At 42.2% G+C, this 18,269-nt stretch carries 17 protein-coding genes and 1 pseudogene; 11 read left to right on the top strand and 7 right to left on the bottom strand.

Features of this window, described 5'->3' with window-relative positions; genetic code table 11:
* Positions 1-9: 9 nt before the first annotated feature.
* The 6 genes from RCZ04_RS08520 to RCZ04_RS08495 form a co-directional block, all read right to left on the bottom strand.
* On the bottom strand, positions 10-2,115 hold the full coding sequence (locus tag RCZ04_RS08520; protein WP_460485619.1) for a glycoside hydrolase family 97 protein: 2,106 nt from the start codon (positions 2,113-2,115) through the stop codon (positions 10-12).
* Positions 2,116-2,267: 152 nt separating this feature from the next.
* A complete protein-coding gene (locus RCZ04_RS08515; protein ID WP_460485618.1) occupies positions 2,268-3,389 on the bottom strand; it encodes a glycosyltransferase family 4 protein in 1,122 nt (373 codons plus the stop codon).
* 292 nt (positions 3,390-3,681) lie between these two features.
* Positions 3,682-5,568 (bottom strand): amidophosphoribosyltransferase, encoded by a 1,887-nt coding sequence (locus RCZ04_RS08510; RefSeq protein WP_460485617.1) that lies wholly within the window; start codon positions 5,566-5,568, stop codon positions 3,682-3,684.
* A gap of 45 nt (positions 5,569-5,613) precedes the next feature.
* Positions 5,614-6,558 (bottom strand): mevalonate kinase family protein, encoded by a 945-nt coding sequence (locus tag RCZ04_RS08505; protein WP_460485616.1) that lies wholly within the window; start codon positions 6,556-6,558, stop codon positions 5,614-5,616.
* Between the two features lie 16 nt (positions 6,559-6,574).
* The gene (locus tag RCZ04_RS08500) at positions 6,575-6,865 is read right to left on the bottom strand and encodes a type II toxin-antitoxin system RelE/ParE family toxin (RefSeq protein ID WP_460485615.1); all 291 of its coding nucleotides are present in this window, start codon (positions 6,863-6,865) and stop codon (positions 6,575-6,577) included.
* Complete coding sequence (locus RCZ04_RS08495) at positions 6,855-7,100, bottom strand: hypothetical protein (RefSeq protein ID WP_460485614.1); 246 nt, start codon at positions 7,098-7,100, stop codon at positions 6,855-6,857. Before RCZ04_RS08495 ends, RCZ04_RS08500 begins: the two co-directional genes overlap by 11 nt.
* A gap of 771 nt (positions 7,101-7,871) precedes the next feature.
* On the opposite strand from RCZ04_RS08495, the gene RCZ04_RS08490 reads away from it, so the two are divergent.
* From RCZ04_RS08490 to RCZ04_RS08450, 9 genes and pseudogenes are all read left to right on the top strand, one after another.
* A complete protein-coding gene (locus tag RCZ04_RS08490) occupies positions 7,872-8,315 on the top strand; it encodes a 6-pyruvoyl trahydropterin synthase family protein (RefSeq protein ID WP_460485613.1) in 444 nt (147 codons plus the stop codon).
* Positions 8,316-8,414: 99 nt separating this feature from the next.
* Entirely contained in the window at positions 8,415-8,924 is a 510-nt protein-coding gene (locus RCZ04_RS08485) for a hypothetical protein (protein ID WP_460485612.1), read from the top strand.
* Between the two features lie 96 nt (positions 8,925-9,020).
* Positions 9,021-9,797, top strand: a complete 777-nt coding sequence (locus tag RCZ04_RS08480) for a UDP-2,3-diacylglucosamine diphosphatase (protein WP_460485611.1) — start codon at positions 9,021-9,023, stop codon at positions 9,795-9,797.
* A gap of 52 nt (positions 9,798-9,849) precedes the next feature.
* The gene (locus RCZ04_RS08475) at positions 9,850-10,140 is read left to right on the top strand and encodes a DciA family protein (RefSeq protein WP_460485610.1); all 291 of its coding nucleotides are present in this window, start codon (positions 9,850-9,852) and stop codon (positions 10,138-10,140) included.
* Positions 10,140-10,682 carry a GNAT family N-acetyltransferase gene (locus RCZ04_RS08470; RefSeq protein WP_460485609.1) on the top strand — a complete coding sequence of 181 codons (543 nt, stop codon included), beginning with the start codon at positions 10,140-10,142 and terminating at the stop codon, positions 10,680-10,682. The genes RCZ04_RS08475 and RCZ04_RS08470 overlap by 1 nt, the downstream gene beginning before the upstream one ends.
* 157 nt (positions 10,683-10,839) lie before the next feature.
* Positions 10,840-12,177 carry a dihydroorotase gene (locus tag RCZ04_RS08465; protein WP_460485608.1) on the top strand — a complete coding sequence of 446 codons (1,338 nt, stop codon included), beginning with the start codon at positions 10,840-10,842 and terminating at the stop codon, positions 12,175-12,177.
* Positions 12,178-12,182: 5 nt separating this feature from the next.
* Positions 12,183-12,566, top strand: coding sequence for a DUF4296 domain-containing protein (locus RCZ04_RS08460; protein ID WP_460485607.1), 384 nt, complete (start codon positions 12,183-12,185; stop codon positions 12,564-12,566).
* A gap of 10 nt (positions 12,567-12,576) precedes the next feature.
* Positions 12,577-13,283: pseudogene (locus RCZ04_RS08455) on the top strand (DUF4271 domain-containing protein).
* Between the two features lie 33 nt (positions 13,284-13,316).
* Positions 13,317-14,066, top strand: coding sequence for a uroporphyrinogen-III synthase (locus tag RCZ04_RS08450; RefSeq protein ID WP_460485606.1), 750 nt, complete (start codon positions 13,317-13,319; stop codon positions 14,064-14,066).
* Between the two features lie 309 nt (positions 14,067-14,375).
* Here the strand turns inward: RCZ04_RS08450 and RCZ04_RS08445 are convergent, their stop codons facing one another.
* The gene (locus RCZ04_RS08445; protein ID WP_460485605.1) at positions 14,376-14,552 is read right to left on the bottom strand and encodes a GldL-related protein; all 177 of its coding nucleotides are present in this window, start codon (positions 14,550-14,552) and stop codon (positions 14,376-14,378) included.
* A 1,153-nt stretch (positions 14,553-15,705) separates the two neighbouring features.
* Between RCZ04_RS08445 and RCZ04_RS08440 the strand changes: the two genes are divergently transcribed.
* Together RCZ04_RS08440 and RCZ04_RS08435 are read left to right on the top strand one after the other, a co-directional pair.
* The gene (locus tag RCZ04_RS08440) at positions 15,706-17,136 is read left to right on the top strand and encodes a TolC family protein (protein WP_460485604.1); all 1,431 of its coding nucleotides are present in this window, start codon (positions 15,706-15,708) and stop codon (positions 17,134-17,136) included.
* A gap of 142 nt (positions 17,137-17,278) precedes the next feature.
* Complete coding sequence (locus RCZ04_RS08435) at positions 17,279-18,262, top strand: HlyD family secretion protein (protein WP_460485603.1); 984 nt, start codon at positions 17,279-17,281, stop codon at positions 18,260-18,262.
* Positions 18,263-18,269 lie beyond the last annotated feature (7 nt).

The raw sequence follows: 18,269 nt of genomic DNA, 5'->3' as shown, positions 1-18,269 counted from the left end.
ATATTATTTTTATTTCACTTCTTTAATGCTAATTGCGTAGCCACCGCCTTGAGCAGCGGTAAGTTTCAATTTGGTTTTAGCATTTACTTTTTGTTTAGTAATGGTGTATGCCTTAGGGTTCGTTTTCCAGTTGGCATCTTTAGCATCAGCATAGATAGTAGCTTCGTACTTTTTGCCTTTATCTAAGAAGTTGAGCAGAAGCTCTGAGGTATGTCCGCCTTCGTGAGCCGTACAACCTACGTACCAATCGCTGCTGTGTTTATCTTTACGCGCAATGGTGATATAACGTCCTGGTTCAGCTTCAAGGTACACACTCTTTTGCCAATCTACGGGTACATCTTTAATGAATTGGAAAGCGTCCATATGCTTCTCGTAGTTCTCTGGCAAGTCGGCTGCCATTTGTAGCGGACTGTACATTGTTACATACAACGCTAATTGGCGTGCCAAGGTACTGCGTATCTGACTGTTATTATTAGGATTTACATACTTCATTTCGGTCTCGAAGATACCAGGAGTATAATCCATTGGGCCTCCTTGCAAACGAGTGAAAGGCAAGATAGTGGTGTGGAATACTTTATTACCTCCAAAAGCCTCGTACTCAGTACCGCGAGCTGATTCGTTACCTATCATATTTGGGTAAGTACGGCAAATACCGGTAGGGCGTACGGCTTCGTGCGCATTCACCATTATTTTGTGTTTAGCAGCTTCTTTAATCGCATAGAGGTAGTGGTTAATAGTCGATTGGCTGTAGTGGTGTTCGCCCACAGGGAGGATATCGCCTACATACCCGCTTTTTACGGCATTGTAACCGTATTGGTTCATCAACTCGTAAGCGGCTTTCATATGGCGCTCGTAGTTGCGCGTAGAGCCCGAAGTTTCGTGGTGCATCATCAGTTTCACGCCTTTAGAGTGTGCGTAGTCGTTCAGTGCTTTAAGGTCGAAGTCGGGGTAAGGAGTTACAAAGTCGAACACATAGTCCTTTTTGTGTCCGAACCAGTCTTCCCATCCTATATTCCAACCTTCCACAAGCACTTGGTCGAAGCCGTGTTTTGCTGCAAAATCGATGTATTTGCGCACTTCTTCGTTGGTAGCGCCGTGGGTACCATTAGGTTTGGTTTTGGTGTAATCCACCGTATTAAGGTCTACTGCAGGAAGGTCGTTGGTATAACTCCAAGAGTTTTTACCGGTAATCATTTCCCACCAAACGCCCACATACTTCACAGGTTTAATCCAAGAAGTGTCGGCAATAGCGCAAGGTTCGTTGAGGTTCAGGATAAGGCGTGACGCTAAGATTTTACGAGCGTCATCACTCACCATAATAGTACGCCAAGGACTGTGACAAGGGGCTTGCAAATAGCCTTTAGCTCCCTGTGCATCGGGCGTTAGCCACGATTGGAAGACGAAAGTCTTGTCGTCTAAGTTTAGGTTCATTAGCGAGTAGTCTACCAAGGCAGCTTCGTGAAGATTGATATACAAGCCGTCTTTGGTTTTCATCATTAAAGAAGTTTGTACGCCGGTAGGTGAAAAAGCGAACTGAGATACGTTCTCGGTAACAGCTTCTTTCATCAATCCGCGAATTTCGGAGAGCTTACTTTCCGTATAGTCGTATTCTTGGGTATCGTAGTCCCCAGGAATCCACCAAGCGGTGTGGTCTCCGGTCATCGCAAACTGCGAGAGTTCTTCCTCTATTACAAAATAGGTGAGTTCTTTTTGTGAAGGGAACTCATAGCGGAAGCCCACTCCCTCATTGTACACGCGAAAACGAATGTTCATTTTTCGGTGGGTCTTCTCTTGTTGTAATTGTACGAGAAGTTCGTTGTAATGGTTGAGAATCTCGCTTTCTTCTCCCCATACAGGTTTCCACGTTTCCTTGAAAGTAGACTTTTTGGTGTCTACTACTTTAAAGTTTTGGGTCAATGGTTCGGCTTTTTTAAGAGTAAAGCCCAAAGTACTTTCATTGATCACTGCTTTGTTTTTGTAAGTCACCTTATACGAAGGTGTCCCATCAGCTTTCAGTGAAAAAGTGAGTACAACGTTGCCGTCAGGTGAGCTTTGTTGCTGTGCCATAGCAAGATGCATAGCAAAAACGCTCATCAACAAAATCATCTTTCTCATCTTTTATTGTTTTATAAGTGTTAAAAATAAGTACAAAGTTACGGAAGTTTTTCATATAAACAAATTTTTCTTCACTTTTTTTTAAGAAAAAATTATGATATATCATAAAGTCAATAAGTTAAATGAGTATTGAGCCGTCGTATTTTTACCTTTTACCACTCACTTTTTACTTTTTCATACACTTTTGTCAAGTTTTCATACACTGCCTCATCAGTAAAACTCTGTGCATATCGGTAACCCTCTTCCACCATTTGTCTGCGTAATGTCTCATCTGTAGTAATGTGCACTATGGCTTTACGTATCTCTTCTTCAGCATTTTGCAAGTTCACATAAACCGAATGCGCCCCTCCTGCCTCTGTGAAACAACTGCCCTGCGAACTAATCACAGGAGTTTTGCTAAATAACGCTTCTATAATAGGAATCCCAAAACCTTCAAATATCGAAGGATAGCAAAACACCTCAGCCAGCTGGTAGATAATAGCAAGATCGTCCATTGGCACATTGGTAAGTGCTTGCACCCGGTCTTTAAGTTGGTGTGCTTCGCAATACGCCTCTATTTGTTGGTAATAAGCCGTTTGTTTGCCTACCAAAACTAACGAAATATCTCGTAGAGGTTCAATAGCTTTCACTATCTCAAGGGCATTCTTGCGAGGTTCAATAGCGCCTACGTTCAATACAAATTTTTCAGGAAGATGATATTTTTTGCGTATAGCCTCTTTCTGTGCTTCGGTATAGTTTTTCTTAAACGCTTGATGACACCCTTGGTATACCACCGTTATTTTTTCCTCAGGAACATCTAAATAAGTGATGATATCTTGTTTGGTCTGTTCACTAATCGCAATAATGTGTTGAGCGTGTTGCGCAGCATACAAAAACTTGCGGTAATGTATCTTTCTGTCAAAAAACGAATATAATTGGGGGTAACGCATAAAAATAAGGTCGTGAATAGTAACCACCGTAGGCACGTGTTTATAAATGCCTTTAGGGATTTCACCCGAAAGTCCGTGATAAATATCAATAGGAAGTTGTTGCGCTATATCAGTGATTTTCACACTGCGCCATAATGATTTTAGCTTCCGCCAGAAGAAAGATTGCGGAGTGATTTCTGTGGTGTGTTTATCAAGCACCACTCCTTTAAAATTCTTTTTTTTAGGGTTGAAGAGGTATAAATGCCCCACCTTGTGTTCTTGTAGTATGCGAATCAAATCCCGACTGTAATTTCCCAGTCCGCGTGTGTTATGGAAAGCCCGTTTAGCGTCAAAACCGATGTTCATAGTTGCTCACTCTAATAATAAGGTAATATCAACTGCAAAGGTAAAGCATTTAATCGAAACAAACAAAACAGAATTTAAATCCATTTTACCTTTATCTTTTTATCGCTACAATTCCTTCTTTTCTTCGCTACAATTCCCCCTCATTGAGGGGGCTAGGGGGAGGTTACCTTCATTATTTGTTGGTACATTCATTATCAGCCTGTCGTGCTACGTCTGTGGCTCGCACCGTCATTTGTCATTCGTAACTCGTCATTATTTTTTTACCTTTTACCTTTTATCTTTTACCTAAATCTCAGTACGCTCTCTCCTTATTCCCCTCATAAAAATTAATAAACGCCCTATTCACTACCCTATTACCACCATCAGTAGGGTAATCACCCGTGAAATACCAATCCCCCAGGTTCTCAGGACAAGCCTTGTGCAAGTTGCTAACCTTTTGGAAAATCACTGCTACTTCTGAGCTAAAGTCCTTAGGTAAAAGCAAATCTCTTATCTTGTCGGATATTTCCTCATCGCTGAAAGGAGCATACACTTCCTTCACGTAATTCACTACCTTGTCATCGCTCAATTCCACTTGGGTTAGGCACTTGCGGTACACCTCTTCTACAATCTGGTACGTGCCTCTTTCTTTGTGCAAAGTCAATGCCGCTTGAAAGGCAACAAGGTCTTCCAATCGCGCCATATCAATACCGTAACAATCGGGGTAGCGTATCTGTGGTGCTGAGGAAACAATCACAATTTTCTTAGGTTCTAACCTCCCTAATATACTCAGGATACTCTTCTTCAGGGTCGTGCCACGCACAATGCTATCGTCAATAATCACCAAAGTGTCGCCTTTTTGCACCGAGCCGTAGGTGATGTCATACACGTGAGCTACCAAATCATCGCGACTGCTGTCTTCGGTGATAAAAGTGCGCAGCTTCACATCTTTAATAGCTACCTTCTCGGTGCGTACTTTCCAAGCGAGAATCGCAGGAATTTCGCTCTTGTCGGCTGTAATCAGCCGTACTGCTTTTTGTTCGTTCAGGTAGTGTTCCGCTGCTTCCACAAGTCCCAAATACGATGTTTCAGCCGTGTTAGGAATATAAGCAAAAACAGTGTCTTTCAGGTTGTGATTGATGGCTTGAGCTACACGCGGAAAAAGCAGTTCTCCCAGCTTTTTGCGTTCGCGGTAAATATCTTGGTCACTACCACGAGAGAAGTAAATGCGCTCAAAGGAGCAGGCTTTGCGTACCGTTGGGGTAAGTATCTCTTTTAGGGCTACCTCGCCACTCTTTTTAATGATAATCGCATTCCCCGGTGGTAACTCGTGCACCTGCTCGTATTTTACATTAAAGACCGTTTGTATAGCCGGACGTTCAGACGCCACCACCACCACTTCGTCATCTCGATAGTAAAACGCCGGACGTATCCCCGCGGGGTCCCGCAGTACAAAAGCATCACCATTGCCTATCATTCCTTCCATTGCATAACCACCGTCCCAGTACTTAGCAGCGCGTTTCAAAATGCGCTCTATATTCAGCCGTTCCGCAATGAAAGGCGACGCTTCTTGTTTGGTATAGCCCTCTTCTTTCAGTTCAAGATAGAGTTTTTCTACCTCATCGTCTAAGAAATGTCCAATACCTTCCATTACTATTACGGTGTCGGTTTTGTCTTTCGGGTGCTGACCAAGGCGTACGAGGTTTTGGAAGAGTTCGTTCACATTGGTCATATTGAAGTTACCCGCCATAATCAAGTTGCGGTACATCCAGTTGTTTTCGCGCAAGAAAGGGTGCACATTTTCGATACTATTTTTGCCAAAAGTGCCGTAGCGCACATGCCCCATTATCACTTCGCCTATATAGGGGAGTTCTCTTTTCTGTAATGCCACATTGTCTTTCAATGCAGGATTTGTCTTAAATCCTTCGTTGATGCGCTGGTTGATACGCGTGAAGATGTCCTGCACCGGTTGCGCTTCGTTAGAGCGTATCCTGCTGATATAGCGTTCGCCTGGTTGCATATCCAGCTTGATGCTCGCGAGTCCCGCACCATCCTGTCCGCGGTTGTGTTGCTTTTCTAGCATCAAGTACATTTTGTTGATGCCGTAAAAGGCTGAACCGTACTTCTCTTTGTAATATGTTAAAGGTCTGAGCAAGCGAATAAGCGCAATGCCACACTCGTGTTTGATAGAGTCACTCATTATAAATAAGAAAAGGCGTTGCATAGGCACGCCTTTATATAGGTTTTAAAATTGATATACTACTTCCAATTTATGGTTGCTCAAAGCACGCTTGGCTTTATCCAAGTCTTCCGTAAATCCTAAGATATAACCACCACCGCCTGAACCACACAGTTTCAAGAAATAATCCCCTGTGTCAATACCCTGTTTCCAGAGAGTGTGAAACTCCTTAGGAATCATCGGTTTGAAGTGATTAAGCACCACCCCCGATAGACTCTTAATATTCCCAAATAGCGATTTAAAGTGCCCTTTCAAAAAGTCATCTATACACGCATCTGTGTATTTGATAAACTCATCTTTAAGCATCTTTTGGAATGCCTCGTTCTTCATATTCTCCATAAAAATACGCACCATAGGGGCGGTTTCGCCTATCACACCACTGTCGAGCAAGAATACTGCTCCCTTGCCGTTAGGCGTTTGCGACGGAATGCCCGTAGGCTCTATATGGTCGTCTGAGTTGATGAGTATCGGTAAACTTAGGTAGCTGTTTAGCGGGTCTAAGCCCGAAGAAGTGCCGTGGAAGAACGATTCCATCTTACCAAAAATCGCTTTGAGTTGCAATAGCTTTTCGCGAGTAAGGTTCTCCATCGCACTGATAGGCTCTATAGCGTATTCACTGTAAATAGCCGCTACCAAGGCGCCACTACTGCCCACACCATAGCCCTGTGGGATACTGCTGTCAAAGTACATACCCCCCGCTATATCAGCCTTGAGCTTTTCAATATCAAAGCGCACAATTGGGGCTTCTTCCTCCATAAGAGTTTGCAAGTAAGTCGCAAACTCCCGTAAAGCCTCGTTCGATTTACGCGCTTCGGTTTCTTTCTCAGGCTCGCACTCTGAGAGCATTTTTATCGTTCCCTTATGAAAATTATAAGGAATAGCCAGCCCTTTGGAGTTTTTAATAATGCCATACTCGCCAAAGAGGAGTATTTTAGAATAGAAAAGTTTCATTGTTAAGGGTTAGGTTTTACAAAGGTTTTTGAGAACTACTACGGAAAAACTTAATGATTACTACATTTTCTTCTTCAATGATATCATAATAAAGGGAAAATTTTCCCTTTAAGAAATGTCGTTGATATAATCTGACACTTTCTATAAACTTAGCTAAAAAATAAGGATTTTCAGCTATAGCCAATTCTACTTGATTTAACTCACTTATAATTTTATTAGGATAGATATTGCTATAATTGTGCTTGTTCCAAAAGTCAAGAGTCTCTTCCAAATGTTTAATAGCTTCTTCTGTCCATCTAATTTCCATACTTAGCTCTTAATCTTTTGTGTAGTTCCTCACTACTGATAGTTTTACCTTCTTTAGCTTGTTGGTGAGAGATTTCTATACTTCTCAATTCTTCTTCTGAAAAATATACTCTTTCTTCGGTCTCTGAATACAAAGTAGCAAGGTGCATTAATTCATTATATTCGCTAATAGGCAATACTACTGATAGTGGTACTCCTTGAAAATCTGTTAAAAACTGATGTTGTGATGTGTTCATTGTTTTTGCATTTATCTTATCCAACCGCAAAAGTACATCTTTTTTTCATATCTCGTATATTTTTGAAGGAGAAAAGTTTTATTTAGTGAAATACTCTATCTTTCTTTCAACGTATTACCTTTCCCCTTTGAAGCTTGTCCGCGATAGCCGAGTAAGTGAATGGGGGGATGTTTCACCCTCTTCTTCCGTCTCTACAGTTCCCCCTTTGGAGGGGGTTAGGGGGAGGTTAACCCCCTTTGAAGGCTGTCCGCGATAGCGGAGTATGTGAGGGGGGGATGTTTCACCCTCTTCTTCCGTCTCTACAGTTCCCCCTTCGGAGAGGGTTAGGGGGAGGTTATCCCCCCTTTGGAGGTTGTCCGCGATAGCGGAGTAAGTGAATAGGGGGAGGTTTCTGTTGCATCTCCCCCTAATGCCTGTTGCCTAATGCCTAATACCTCTTCCCCTTTCTTTCGTCTCGAAACCCTGTTTTTAGTATTATTGGCATTATTGTATTATGGTATGAATCAACTCTTTATATAGCTATTGTATATCAATCGTCCAAGATTCGTATAAGGTTCGTATAAGCTTTGTATAAGCTAACCATACCCATTTCACCTTTTACCTTTTGTCTTTTACCTAAAAAACCCTTTCCGAATTCCTCCGTTTCCTTCCGCTCGTTCTTCCTCTCATTTGCTAACTTACTAACTTCCAAAATTTGCTTATTTGCTAATTATCTCCTATCTTTGCACTTTAATTCTAATACCTATGACCTAATAGTCTAACACCTAAACTATGATTCGTATTACCAAAAAATTCGATTTCGAGGCAGGACACGCCCTCTACGGCTACGACGGCAAATGCAAAAACCTGCACGGGCATAGCTATAAACTCTACGTAACTGTCATTGGCGAACCCATTACCGACTCCCATAACGCAAAAAACGGTATGGTTATCGATTTCGGCGACCTCAAACGCATCGTACAAGAGCAAATCATCGAAGCATTCGACCACGCTATGGTCTTCAACGAGCATTCACCTCACAAACAATTAGCCGACGAACTCCGTGCTAAAGGGCATCGCATTATTACCGTGCCCTATCAACCCACCAGCGAGAACTTAGTAACCGACTTTGCCCAACGCATCGCCTATCAACTACCCGCCGGTGTCGAGCTCTTTTCCGTACGTCTCTGCGAAACCGAAAGCTCCTATGCCGAGTGGTTCGCCTCAGATAATTAAATAAAGTGAAATGTAAAAATCGCTTTTGCGTCACACACTTTGTCAAAGTCCTAAGACTTTGACAAAGTCTATTAATAGCTTGATTTTATACAATATATTATGGTACTTATACTGATAATAATATTAGGCATAGTCTTTTGGTTTTATAAAGCAAACGTCAAGAAACGTTTGCGCAATTCATATGCTCAAAAAACCCTAAACTGGAATACACCCAGCTATATCCGCAAGTACTGGAAAGAGGTGCGTATTGATGCCGAACATTGTGATATAATGAATGAAAATACCACCTTCGATTTGCAAGCCGTAGAAGACAATCGTATGAAAAGCAATTTTGAGGAAACAATGCTTTTCACTGAGGCAATGTTATTCAGTAAATTGCGATTAGGAGAAGAAAAACTGAAACTTAGTTATATAAGATGTTACGACAAAAGCACGACTCCTGTAAAAGTATATCAAACTACCGTCACCGATATAGATGCCAGTGTAGCCCAAGTAAAACTTAATGTACAAGGCTATATCAATGTGTATTACAACCCTCAAGACCCTAAAGAAGTATATATCGATACTGAGTTCTTACAAAAAGACCTCACTGAACTGATGAACCCATAGCAATGGAAACAAACTTTACATTAACCTTATTACCGCCTCATTATATTTCTCATTTATATAAAAGGTATTTTTGTATAAATGATAGCCTAAAAAATAATGTTATCTATAGAATTACCCGAAAAAAAAAGGATATACTTTGCCTCCGATAATCATCTCGGCGCTCCAACTGCCGAAGAAAGTAAACCCCGCGAAGCAAAATTCGTGCAATGGCTCAACGCTATCAAAGCCGATGCAGAGGCTATATTCCTCTTAGGCGACCTTTTCGACTTTTGGTTTGAGTACAAAAAGGTCGTCCCCAAAGGCTTTGTGCGTACACTTGGCAAACTCGCTGAACTGCGCGATAGTGGTATCCCTATCTACTTTTTCGTAGGCAACCACGATTTGTGGATGGACGATTATTTCCAGACTGAATTGAACATTCCCGTATACCGCTGCCCGTTAGAAGTGGAATGTAATGGTAAACGCTTCTTGATAGGACACGGAGATGGTTTAGGTCCTGGTGATAAAGGCTACAAGCGAATGAAGAAAGTCTTTACCAATCCGTTTTGTAAGTGGCTCTTCCGCTGGTTACACCCCGATATAGGTGTGCGATTAGCGCAATACCTCTCAGTGAAAAACAAACTCATCTCAGGTGATGAAGATGTACGTTTCTTAGGCGAAGATAATGAGTGGCTGGTGCAGTATTGCAAACGCAAATTGGAAACCAAGCACTACGACTATTTCCTTTTCGGTCACCGCCACCTGCCAATGACTATCAGAGTAGGAGAGGGGAGCACCTATATCAACACCGGCGATTGGATTCACTATTTCACTTATGCCGTTTTTGATGGTGAACATCTCAATTTACTGGATTTTAAAGACGGAAAACTATAGAAATATATTACACGCAACTCATTATTCGCAATTATTTTGTATCTTTGCATTTATGGACGGAAACACAAATACTCTCTCTGAGGTTATTCAGCAAATTGTCAAACAAAATCATTTAACGTACGGGCTACAGAAAGCCTCCTTGCCTGCTCTGTGGAATGAACTGATGGGCAAAGCAATTGCTAAGTATACCTCCTCAGTAGAACTAAAGGGTAACACATTGTACGTGCGTCTCACGTCCCCTGCTCTCAGCAACGAACTGAGCTATGGCAAAACCAAAATAATCGCTAATCTCAATGAGCGTCTCGGCGAAGAACTCATTCAAAAACTCATATTTTTAAACTGATGATACGACCTGCAACTCCATACGACGCTCCTGCCGTTGCCCCACTAATGTTTCAGGCAATGGAAGAAATCGTCTATAAAATGATAGGAAAAGCACACCGCGAAGATGCGATTGCCTTGTTAGAAACACTTTTTGCTGAGGAGGGAAATCAGTATTCCTACCATAATGCTTTTGTATATGAAGATAGCGGTGAGGTTCTTGGCTCGCTTATTGCCTATGAAGGAGCGCTCTTGCACAGCCTGCGCGCCCCTGTGTTGGCTCTTATTCGTAGTCAGTACGGTATAGATATTGCATTGGAAGACGAAACAGCTGCTGGCGAACTCTATATTGATACTCTCAGTGTATTGCCCTCCGCCCAAGGCAAAGGCATAGGCTCTCAACTCGTTGCCCACCTTAAAAAGGTGACAACTATGCCCATAGGCTTATTAGTAGACGTGCAAAACCCCGCTGCCGAACGCCTTTACACCCGCTTAGGCTTTCAGTATGTAAATCATCAACCCCTCGCTGGCGGAATGTATAAACACTTTGTGTTTAGGGGTTAGGAAGTGTGACGCAAACTTAGTCAAAGTTGAAAAATCTGTGAAATCGCAGTAGCTCACTACTAAAATCCGTGGAACTGATAGGCACAACAAAAAGAAATATTGATATCTCAATCCGCCTAATCCGTGCAATCTGTGCGAGACTTAATGGTTAATTCAAATGAAAACCCTTATCAAAAACGCCATTATCGTAAACGAAAATACCCTCTTTCAAGGCGACCTCTTGATAGAGGGTGAACGCATTGCTCAAATAGATACTCACATCACTCCCAAAGGGAATTATGAGGTGGTAGAAGCCGAAGGCAAGTATCTCCTCCCTGGGGTAATTGACGACCAAGTGCACTTCCGCGAACCGGGGCTCACCCACAAAGCGACCATCGCTACCGAAAGCCGAGCCGCTGTAGCTGGGGGCGTTACTACCTTCTTTGAGCAACCTAACACGGTGCCACAAACGGTTACTATTCCTTTGCTTGAAGAGAAATTTGAGATTGCTCAAAAAACCTCCTTTGCTAACTATTCCTTTTTCTTAGGAGGTACGAACGATAACCTCGAAGAACTCAAACGCTTGGACAAAAACGCTTGTGTAGGAGTAAAACTCTTCTTGGGCTCTTCTACTGGCAATATGTTGGTAGACGACGAAAAGACGATAGAATCCATTTTCCGCAACGTCGATTTAGTGATTGCTGCCCACTGTGAAGATGAGGCAACCATTCGCCGTAACTTGGCGCACTATCAAGCACTCTATGGCGAGGATATCCCCATCAACCTGCATCCACATATTCGCAGTGCGGAGGCTTGCTATTTGTCTTCCTCACGCGCTATTGCGTTGGCTGAGAAAACAGGCGCACGCCTCCACGTGTTCCACCTTTCTACCGCTGCCGAAACCGACCTCTTCCGCAATGATATTCCTCTAAAAGACAAGAAAATCACCGCTGAGGTCTGTGTGCATCATTTGTGGTTTACTGACGAAGATTATACCACCCGCGGGGCTTTCATCAAGTGGAATCCTGCGGTAAAGACAGCTACCGACCGTACCGCTCTGTGGCAAGCTCTTTTGGACGACCGCCTCGATGTGATTGCTACTGACCACGCACCCCACACCCTCGAAGAAAAACAACGCAAAGGCTATACCAATATCCCCTCAGGAGCACCTTTGGTACAACACTCGCTGGTGGCAATGCTTGAGAAAGCGCATAAAGGTAGCATTTCTATCAAAAAAATAGTAGAGAAAATGTGCCATAATCCCGCTATCCTTTTTGAGGTAAAAAATCGCGGTTTTTTACGTGAAGGCTATTACGCCGACCTTGTGCTGGTGGATATGGATACTCAATGGACGGTACAAAAAAACAACCTGCTGTACAAATGTGGCTGGAGTCCGCTCGAGGGGCAACAGTTCCACTCGGCGGTAGTAAGTACCTTCGTCAATGGCAAAGAGGTATATCATAACGGCAAGATTATTGCAGCTCCTCAGGGGCAACGCATCACTTTTAACAGATAACGACTATGAGAAAAATTGTTTATATAATTGCCTTGCTACTTGCGGTAGTAGCCTGTAAAAAGAACATTGTATCTAAACCCGACAAGTTTTTAAACGAAAAGCAAATGGAAAGCCTCCTCTACGATTTGGCTGTTTTAGAATCGATGAAAGTTTCACAAGCCCCAATGCTTGATTCTTTACAGTTCAAACCACAGCAGTTCATCTATAAAAAATATCAAGTAGATAGCCTTTCGCTTGCACAAAATATGGTGTACTACGCCTCCCTGCCTAAAGACTATGACCGCATAGTAAAAAAGGTAGAAGAAAAACTCAGAAAACAACGCGATAGCATCGGAAAACTATCCTTAGAATCTCTAAAAGAGACCCCAACAACAGTTAAACCACAGTAAAACACATTATTTGGAAGCCTTAGAACTACATCATTCTTATCTCTCTTGGATATTTCCCGCCTTCCTGCTCATCTTCGGGTTGGTGGCTTTCTTGCGTATATTCTATCCTAAACACTTCGCCGATTATCAAAACCTACTGTTTAACAATAAGTATATAGTAATTTACGGCAAAAAAGAACGCAGGGTACACCTCTTTATGGCAGTGCTTTTCATCCTCCAATGCCTCTGTTTAGCACTCCTTCTCTACGTTGTGCTAAAAAATTTCGGCGTTACAGAGCTTTACAACCCTCAGTTTATGTTTCTGGAGTTAGTGCTTACCATCTTTTCTCTGCTGATTTTAAAACTCCTCTTACAACAGTGGATAAGCAGCTTGTTCGACCTTTCCGACTTCACCCGAGACTACATCTTCACAAGAGTCTCTTACTCCTCTTATGCCGCAATTGTAACCATCATACTCCTTTTTTTCGGGGTTTATATCCCTTTTACTAATAAAAATCAGCTGTTTTTACTACTTTTTGTGTTAGTCTCCATATTGTTAGCAATCAATGTATTAGGGTGGATTAAAATCATAAAAAGCAATCAAAAAGAAATAAAACCCTATTTATTCTATTTTATTTTGTATCTTTGCGCCCTTGAAATAGCACCCTACATCTTTCTCATCTATGGAACAAAATACACTTAGTCGAAGTTCAAAAAATGGCTCAATTTGTTTCATAATAGGGCGTTAGGAGGTGTAAAGAAATAACATTTATGAAGGTAAAATCGATATTAGTTTCGCAACCAGAACCGAAAGCCGAAAGCTCACCCTATGCACAAATCATTGAAAACCACAAAGTAAAAGTAGATTTCGTGCCTTTTATTAAGGTGGAAGGAATGACCGCTAAGGACGTCAGAATGCAAAAGATTGACCTTACTAAATTCTCAGCCGTTATCCTCACCAGCCGTAAATCAGTAGATCACTATTTCCGCATTGCTGAAGAAATGCGATTCAAAGTGCCTACAACTATGAAGTACTTTTGCCAGTCCGAAGCCATAGCTTACTACTTACAGAAGTACATCACCTATCGAAAACGCAAAATATACGTAGGTAAAAAAGAGTTCGCTGACCTCCTGCCTATCCTCAAAAAATACAAAGAAGAGAAATTCCTCTTCCCAGGCTCCGATGCCCCTAAACCAGAGGCAACCGCAGCCTTAGACGATATCAAAATTAAATGGGAACGCGTAGTGTTCTACCGCACCGTGTATTGCGATATCTCAGCTATCAAGGAAAATAAGTACGACATCCTCACTTTCTTTTCACCCGCAGGAATAGAGGCGCTATTTAAAAGCTTCCCCGATTTCTCACAGAAGAAAACCAAAATAGCCGTCTATGGCGACGCCACCCTTAAAGCCGCCGAAGAAGCCGGTCTCATCATCGATATCAAAGCTCCCTCACCTGAGAGCCCCTCAATGACCGTAGCTCTCGACCATTATTTAGGCAGGCAAAATAGCAAAAAATAATATAAAGAAAATCTTTTCATAAGCGCAAAGGTAGGAAGGAGCAAATATTTTTGCCCTCCCTACCTTTAATGTTTCTATAGCCTATCAGAATTGATTTGCGAATTCCAGCTTTCCTCTGTGCCAAATAGGTTAATAGCCCATCGTGCTACAACGTTGTTTAATTTCTGAAAAATAGTCACACTTCTTGCGCCAACCACATATGAAACCTAATCTTTGTTAGATTTCAATAATTACCCGCCGTGCTACCACTTCCTGCTCAGTAACAATAACGCTATTACTTCCTTTTTTGGCAAAAACATCGCTAATAAACTATCTGCTCCTCCTACTTCTTACTAAAAGCAAGCATAAAGCCGTAATCTCCGCCATAAAACCTAAGGCTATCAATATGTTGCCACCAATAGGCGCTTCCCAATGTAATATCTTAGCAAGGGCACCCAAAATAATAAGCACCACCCCAGTTATAAATAAAATAACACTTGTCTTCATATCTCTATTTCAATTTGTTTACAATAATAACAATATCAGTTCAATATAACATAGTGTAATCTTGATGATCAAGCTCCTTTACAGAAGAAAAAGAATGAAGACTCTCAGGGTTGCTTAGAACCCCTTTTTTGAAACCAAAAGTACACAAACAGCCCCACATAAGCGAAAATCAATACAGAAAATGTTTTCGACATCGCTTCATAGCTAAAATAAGGAACATCTGTAGCATAGAAGAAGTTCACATAGAAAAATATTGCGATACAAACTAAGCTAATGAATATAATATTTCTCGTTTTCATATCCCAAATCATTAAAAAGCATAATGCCTAAAATTAATATGAGGCAAAAATACAAAAAAAATAACCACCTGTCAATATTTATTTAAAAAAGTTTTTTTATCCGATTGTTTTTCCTCATCTTACCCCCCTGTATCAATATACCTGAAGCTATCCTAAAAGTTCATTTCCCCACCCTATATTCCCCCTCCACGAGGGGGTTAGGGGGAGGTTACCCCCTCCTTCTCAGGTTCTCTCCGATAGCGGAGTATGTGAATCAAGAGGAAGTTCCCTGTGCATCACAATACTTTGCCAAAGTTGAAAAACTCCCAAATAATCTCTTTTTTACCTCCCTCATATCTTCATTTTGAATTCGTCATTTGTTCGTCTTTTAATTATCTGTCCGTGCGAGTCGCACCAAATTTGCTAATTCTCTCATTTTTTAATTAACTTGCCCGTTGTGCTACGACCTTTTTCTTTCGCCTCGAAACCCCATTATTGACATTTTTAGTATTATTGTATTACAGTATTAATCAATTACTTATACACCCTTTGTATAACAATCGTCCAAGATTCGTATAAGTTTCCTATAAGCTTTGTATAAGCTAACCATACCCATTTTACCTTCTACCTTTTATCTTTTACTTAAAAATCCCCTTCCGTTTTCCTTCGCTATCTTCCGTCTCATCTACCCCCTTCCCATCTTACAGCTCCCACTAATAAAATAACCATTCTTTTCCCTCTCCATTTGCTGAAGACTAACCTCTAATATCTACCCCTATTTTTTTAATCTATCTTAAAAACTTTGCAGGCAAACAACTCGTTCATCTAAAAAAATGCCGTAATTTTGCACCGTCAAAATAAATTATTCAATCTTTATGAAGAAATACTTTTTACAAGCACTTTTGGTGTTAGCTTTCACCGCCTCATTGCAAGCACAATCACTGTCGTTTGAGGAGGCACTTAGTCAAATGCGCGAAGGTAACCAAAAGCTCAAAGGTATCGAAAAACAAAACGAGGCTGCCCAGTACAACCGCAAATCAATGCGGGGGCTCTATTTGCCTCAACTCAGCGTGAATGCCAGCTATATGCACCTCGCCGACCCGCTCTATCTCAGTTTTAATGACTACAAAGCTCCTATACAAACTCAAGTAGGAGGCGTGTTGCAACAAATGGCACAAATCCCTTTGCCTCCATTACAAGCCTTAGCCAATGGACTGGGTACACGTTTACAACCGCTATTCGAGCAAGATTGGCGCTACAAATTTCAAGAACAGGATATCTGGAAGCTCTCTGTCGATGCCAAATGGGTGCTCTTTGCCGGAGGAAAAGTGCGCGTGGGTAACCGTGTGAGTACCCTTAACAGCGAAATAGCCACCGTAGAAGCTAAAAAAACCGAATATGCCCTCATTTCAGAATTGGCAGAACGCTATTTCCAACTGCAATTAGCCAAAAAAGCCCTCGAAGTGCGTCAGCAATCGCTCAAAACCGCCGAACATCACTACGAGAACGCTCAGAAACTCGAAAAAAACGGTATGATAGCTTCTGTTGAAACAATGCAAGCTAAAAAATCCGTTACCGATGCCCAGCGCGAAGTAATGGCTGCCGAAAAAGATATCCAATTGGCACAAACTGCCCTTTATGGAGTGATAGGCACTGCCGAACAACCCCTCACAGTTCTCACTACCGAACTATTTGAGGTAGCACCTTTGCAGCCATTGGAGTATTACCAGCAACAAGCCAAAGAAAACTATCCACTCATCGTACAAGCCAAACTCAAAGCTCAGCAGGCTACCCAAGCGGTAAAAGCGGGACAAGCGGCTTATCTGCCCGATGTAGCAGTGGTAGGTAAAAAATACTTGTGGAGCGAAAATCTTCCCCTTACCGAACCCGATAACTGGGTGGTGGGCGTAGGTTTGCAGTGGAATCTCTTCAACGGCTTGCAGGACAAGAACAAAATAGCTCAAGCCAAAGCAATGTGCGAGAGTGTAGAGCTCATCACGGCACAAGCCGAAAAAGATGTACAAACGCTGGTAAAAAAACAGTACACCGAGATTGAAAAGCAACGTGAACAATACGTGAGTTTAGAAGAAAGTTTGCGTTTTGCCGAAGAATTGGTGCGCGCTCGCGATAAAGCCTTTGCCGAAGGCCTCTCCACCTCCACCGATGTCGCCGATGCCAACCTCTATTTAGCCTCTATCAAAATCAAACGCTACCAAGCCCTCTTTGAAATGGACAAAACCCTCGCTAAACTATTAGAAACCTGCGGAAAAAGCGAGAATTTTATTTCAATGACGAGTTACAAATGACGAATTTTGCGTCTCAAACTTTGTCAAAGTCTCAAACTTTGACAAAGTCTATTTTGTTTAATTTTCTAATCAATTTTTGTTCAATTTCTATGGCTTTAGCCATACTCTTTTTAAATTTTTAATTTCCTAAAATCAACAACAAATGAAAAAGAAAAATATCACTGGTCTTATTATCACTATCGCTGTGTTTGCGGTAGTCCTTATTTTGTCAATCTATTTCTTCACCAATCGCGAACCTGTGTATTTACAAGGTCAGGTGGAGGCAAAACAAATCAACGTTGCGCCAAAAGTGCCTGGTAGGGTGAAGGCTATTTACAAACAAGAAGGCGACAGCGTGCGCCAAGGCGATCTCCTTTTAGAGCTTGAAAGTACCGAAATCGATGCTAAACTCTCCCAAGCCGAAGCAGCGCGCTTAGCCGCTCAAGCACAATCGGAAAAAGCCCAACGCGGCGCTCGCTCTGAACAAATACAAGGCGCTTACAACGTGTGGCAACAAGCCCAAGCCGCAGCTGAACTCGCTGAGAAAACTTACCAACGCGTGAGCAACCTCTACAATGAGAAAGTGCTTCCCGCCCAAAAGAAAGACGAGGCTTATACCCAAATGGTTGCCCTACAACGACAAGCGGAAGCTGCCAAATCGCAATACGAAATGGCTAAAAACGGAGCTCGTGCCGAAGATAAAACCGCAGCCCAAGCCCTCGTTGCCCAAGCCCAAGGGGTGATTACCGAAGTAAATGCTTATAAAGATGGTGCGAAAGTGTATGCCCCTACCGATGCACAAATACAGACGATTATTCCTAATGAGGGTGAAATCGTCAATGCGGGTTATCCTGTGATGAACCTCATCGACACCCGCGACGAATGGGTGGTGTTCAACATTCGCGAGGATAAGATGAACGCTTTTCAAGAAGGCACTAAGTTCAAAGCGATCGTGCCCGCCCTTGGCAATCGCGAAATTGAGCTTGAAGTAAAACACATCGCCGTCCAAGCCGACTTTGCCACCTGGACAGCCACCAAAAGCAAAGGTGATTTCGACAAAAAAACCTTTGCCATCAAAGCCTACCCTACCCAAGCGGTTAAAGGCTTAAAACCAGGAATGTCGGTGCTTGTTGAAGATAAGAAGTAAGAGAGTG

Source organism: Capnocytophaga sp. HP1101 (assembly GCF_054772415.1).
The sequence above is the reverse complement of the archived record's forward strand: the minus strand, read 5'-3'. Positions and strand labels throughout refer to the sequence as shown.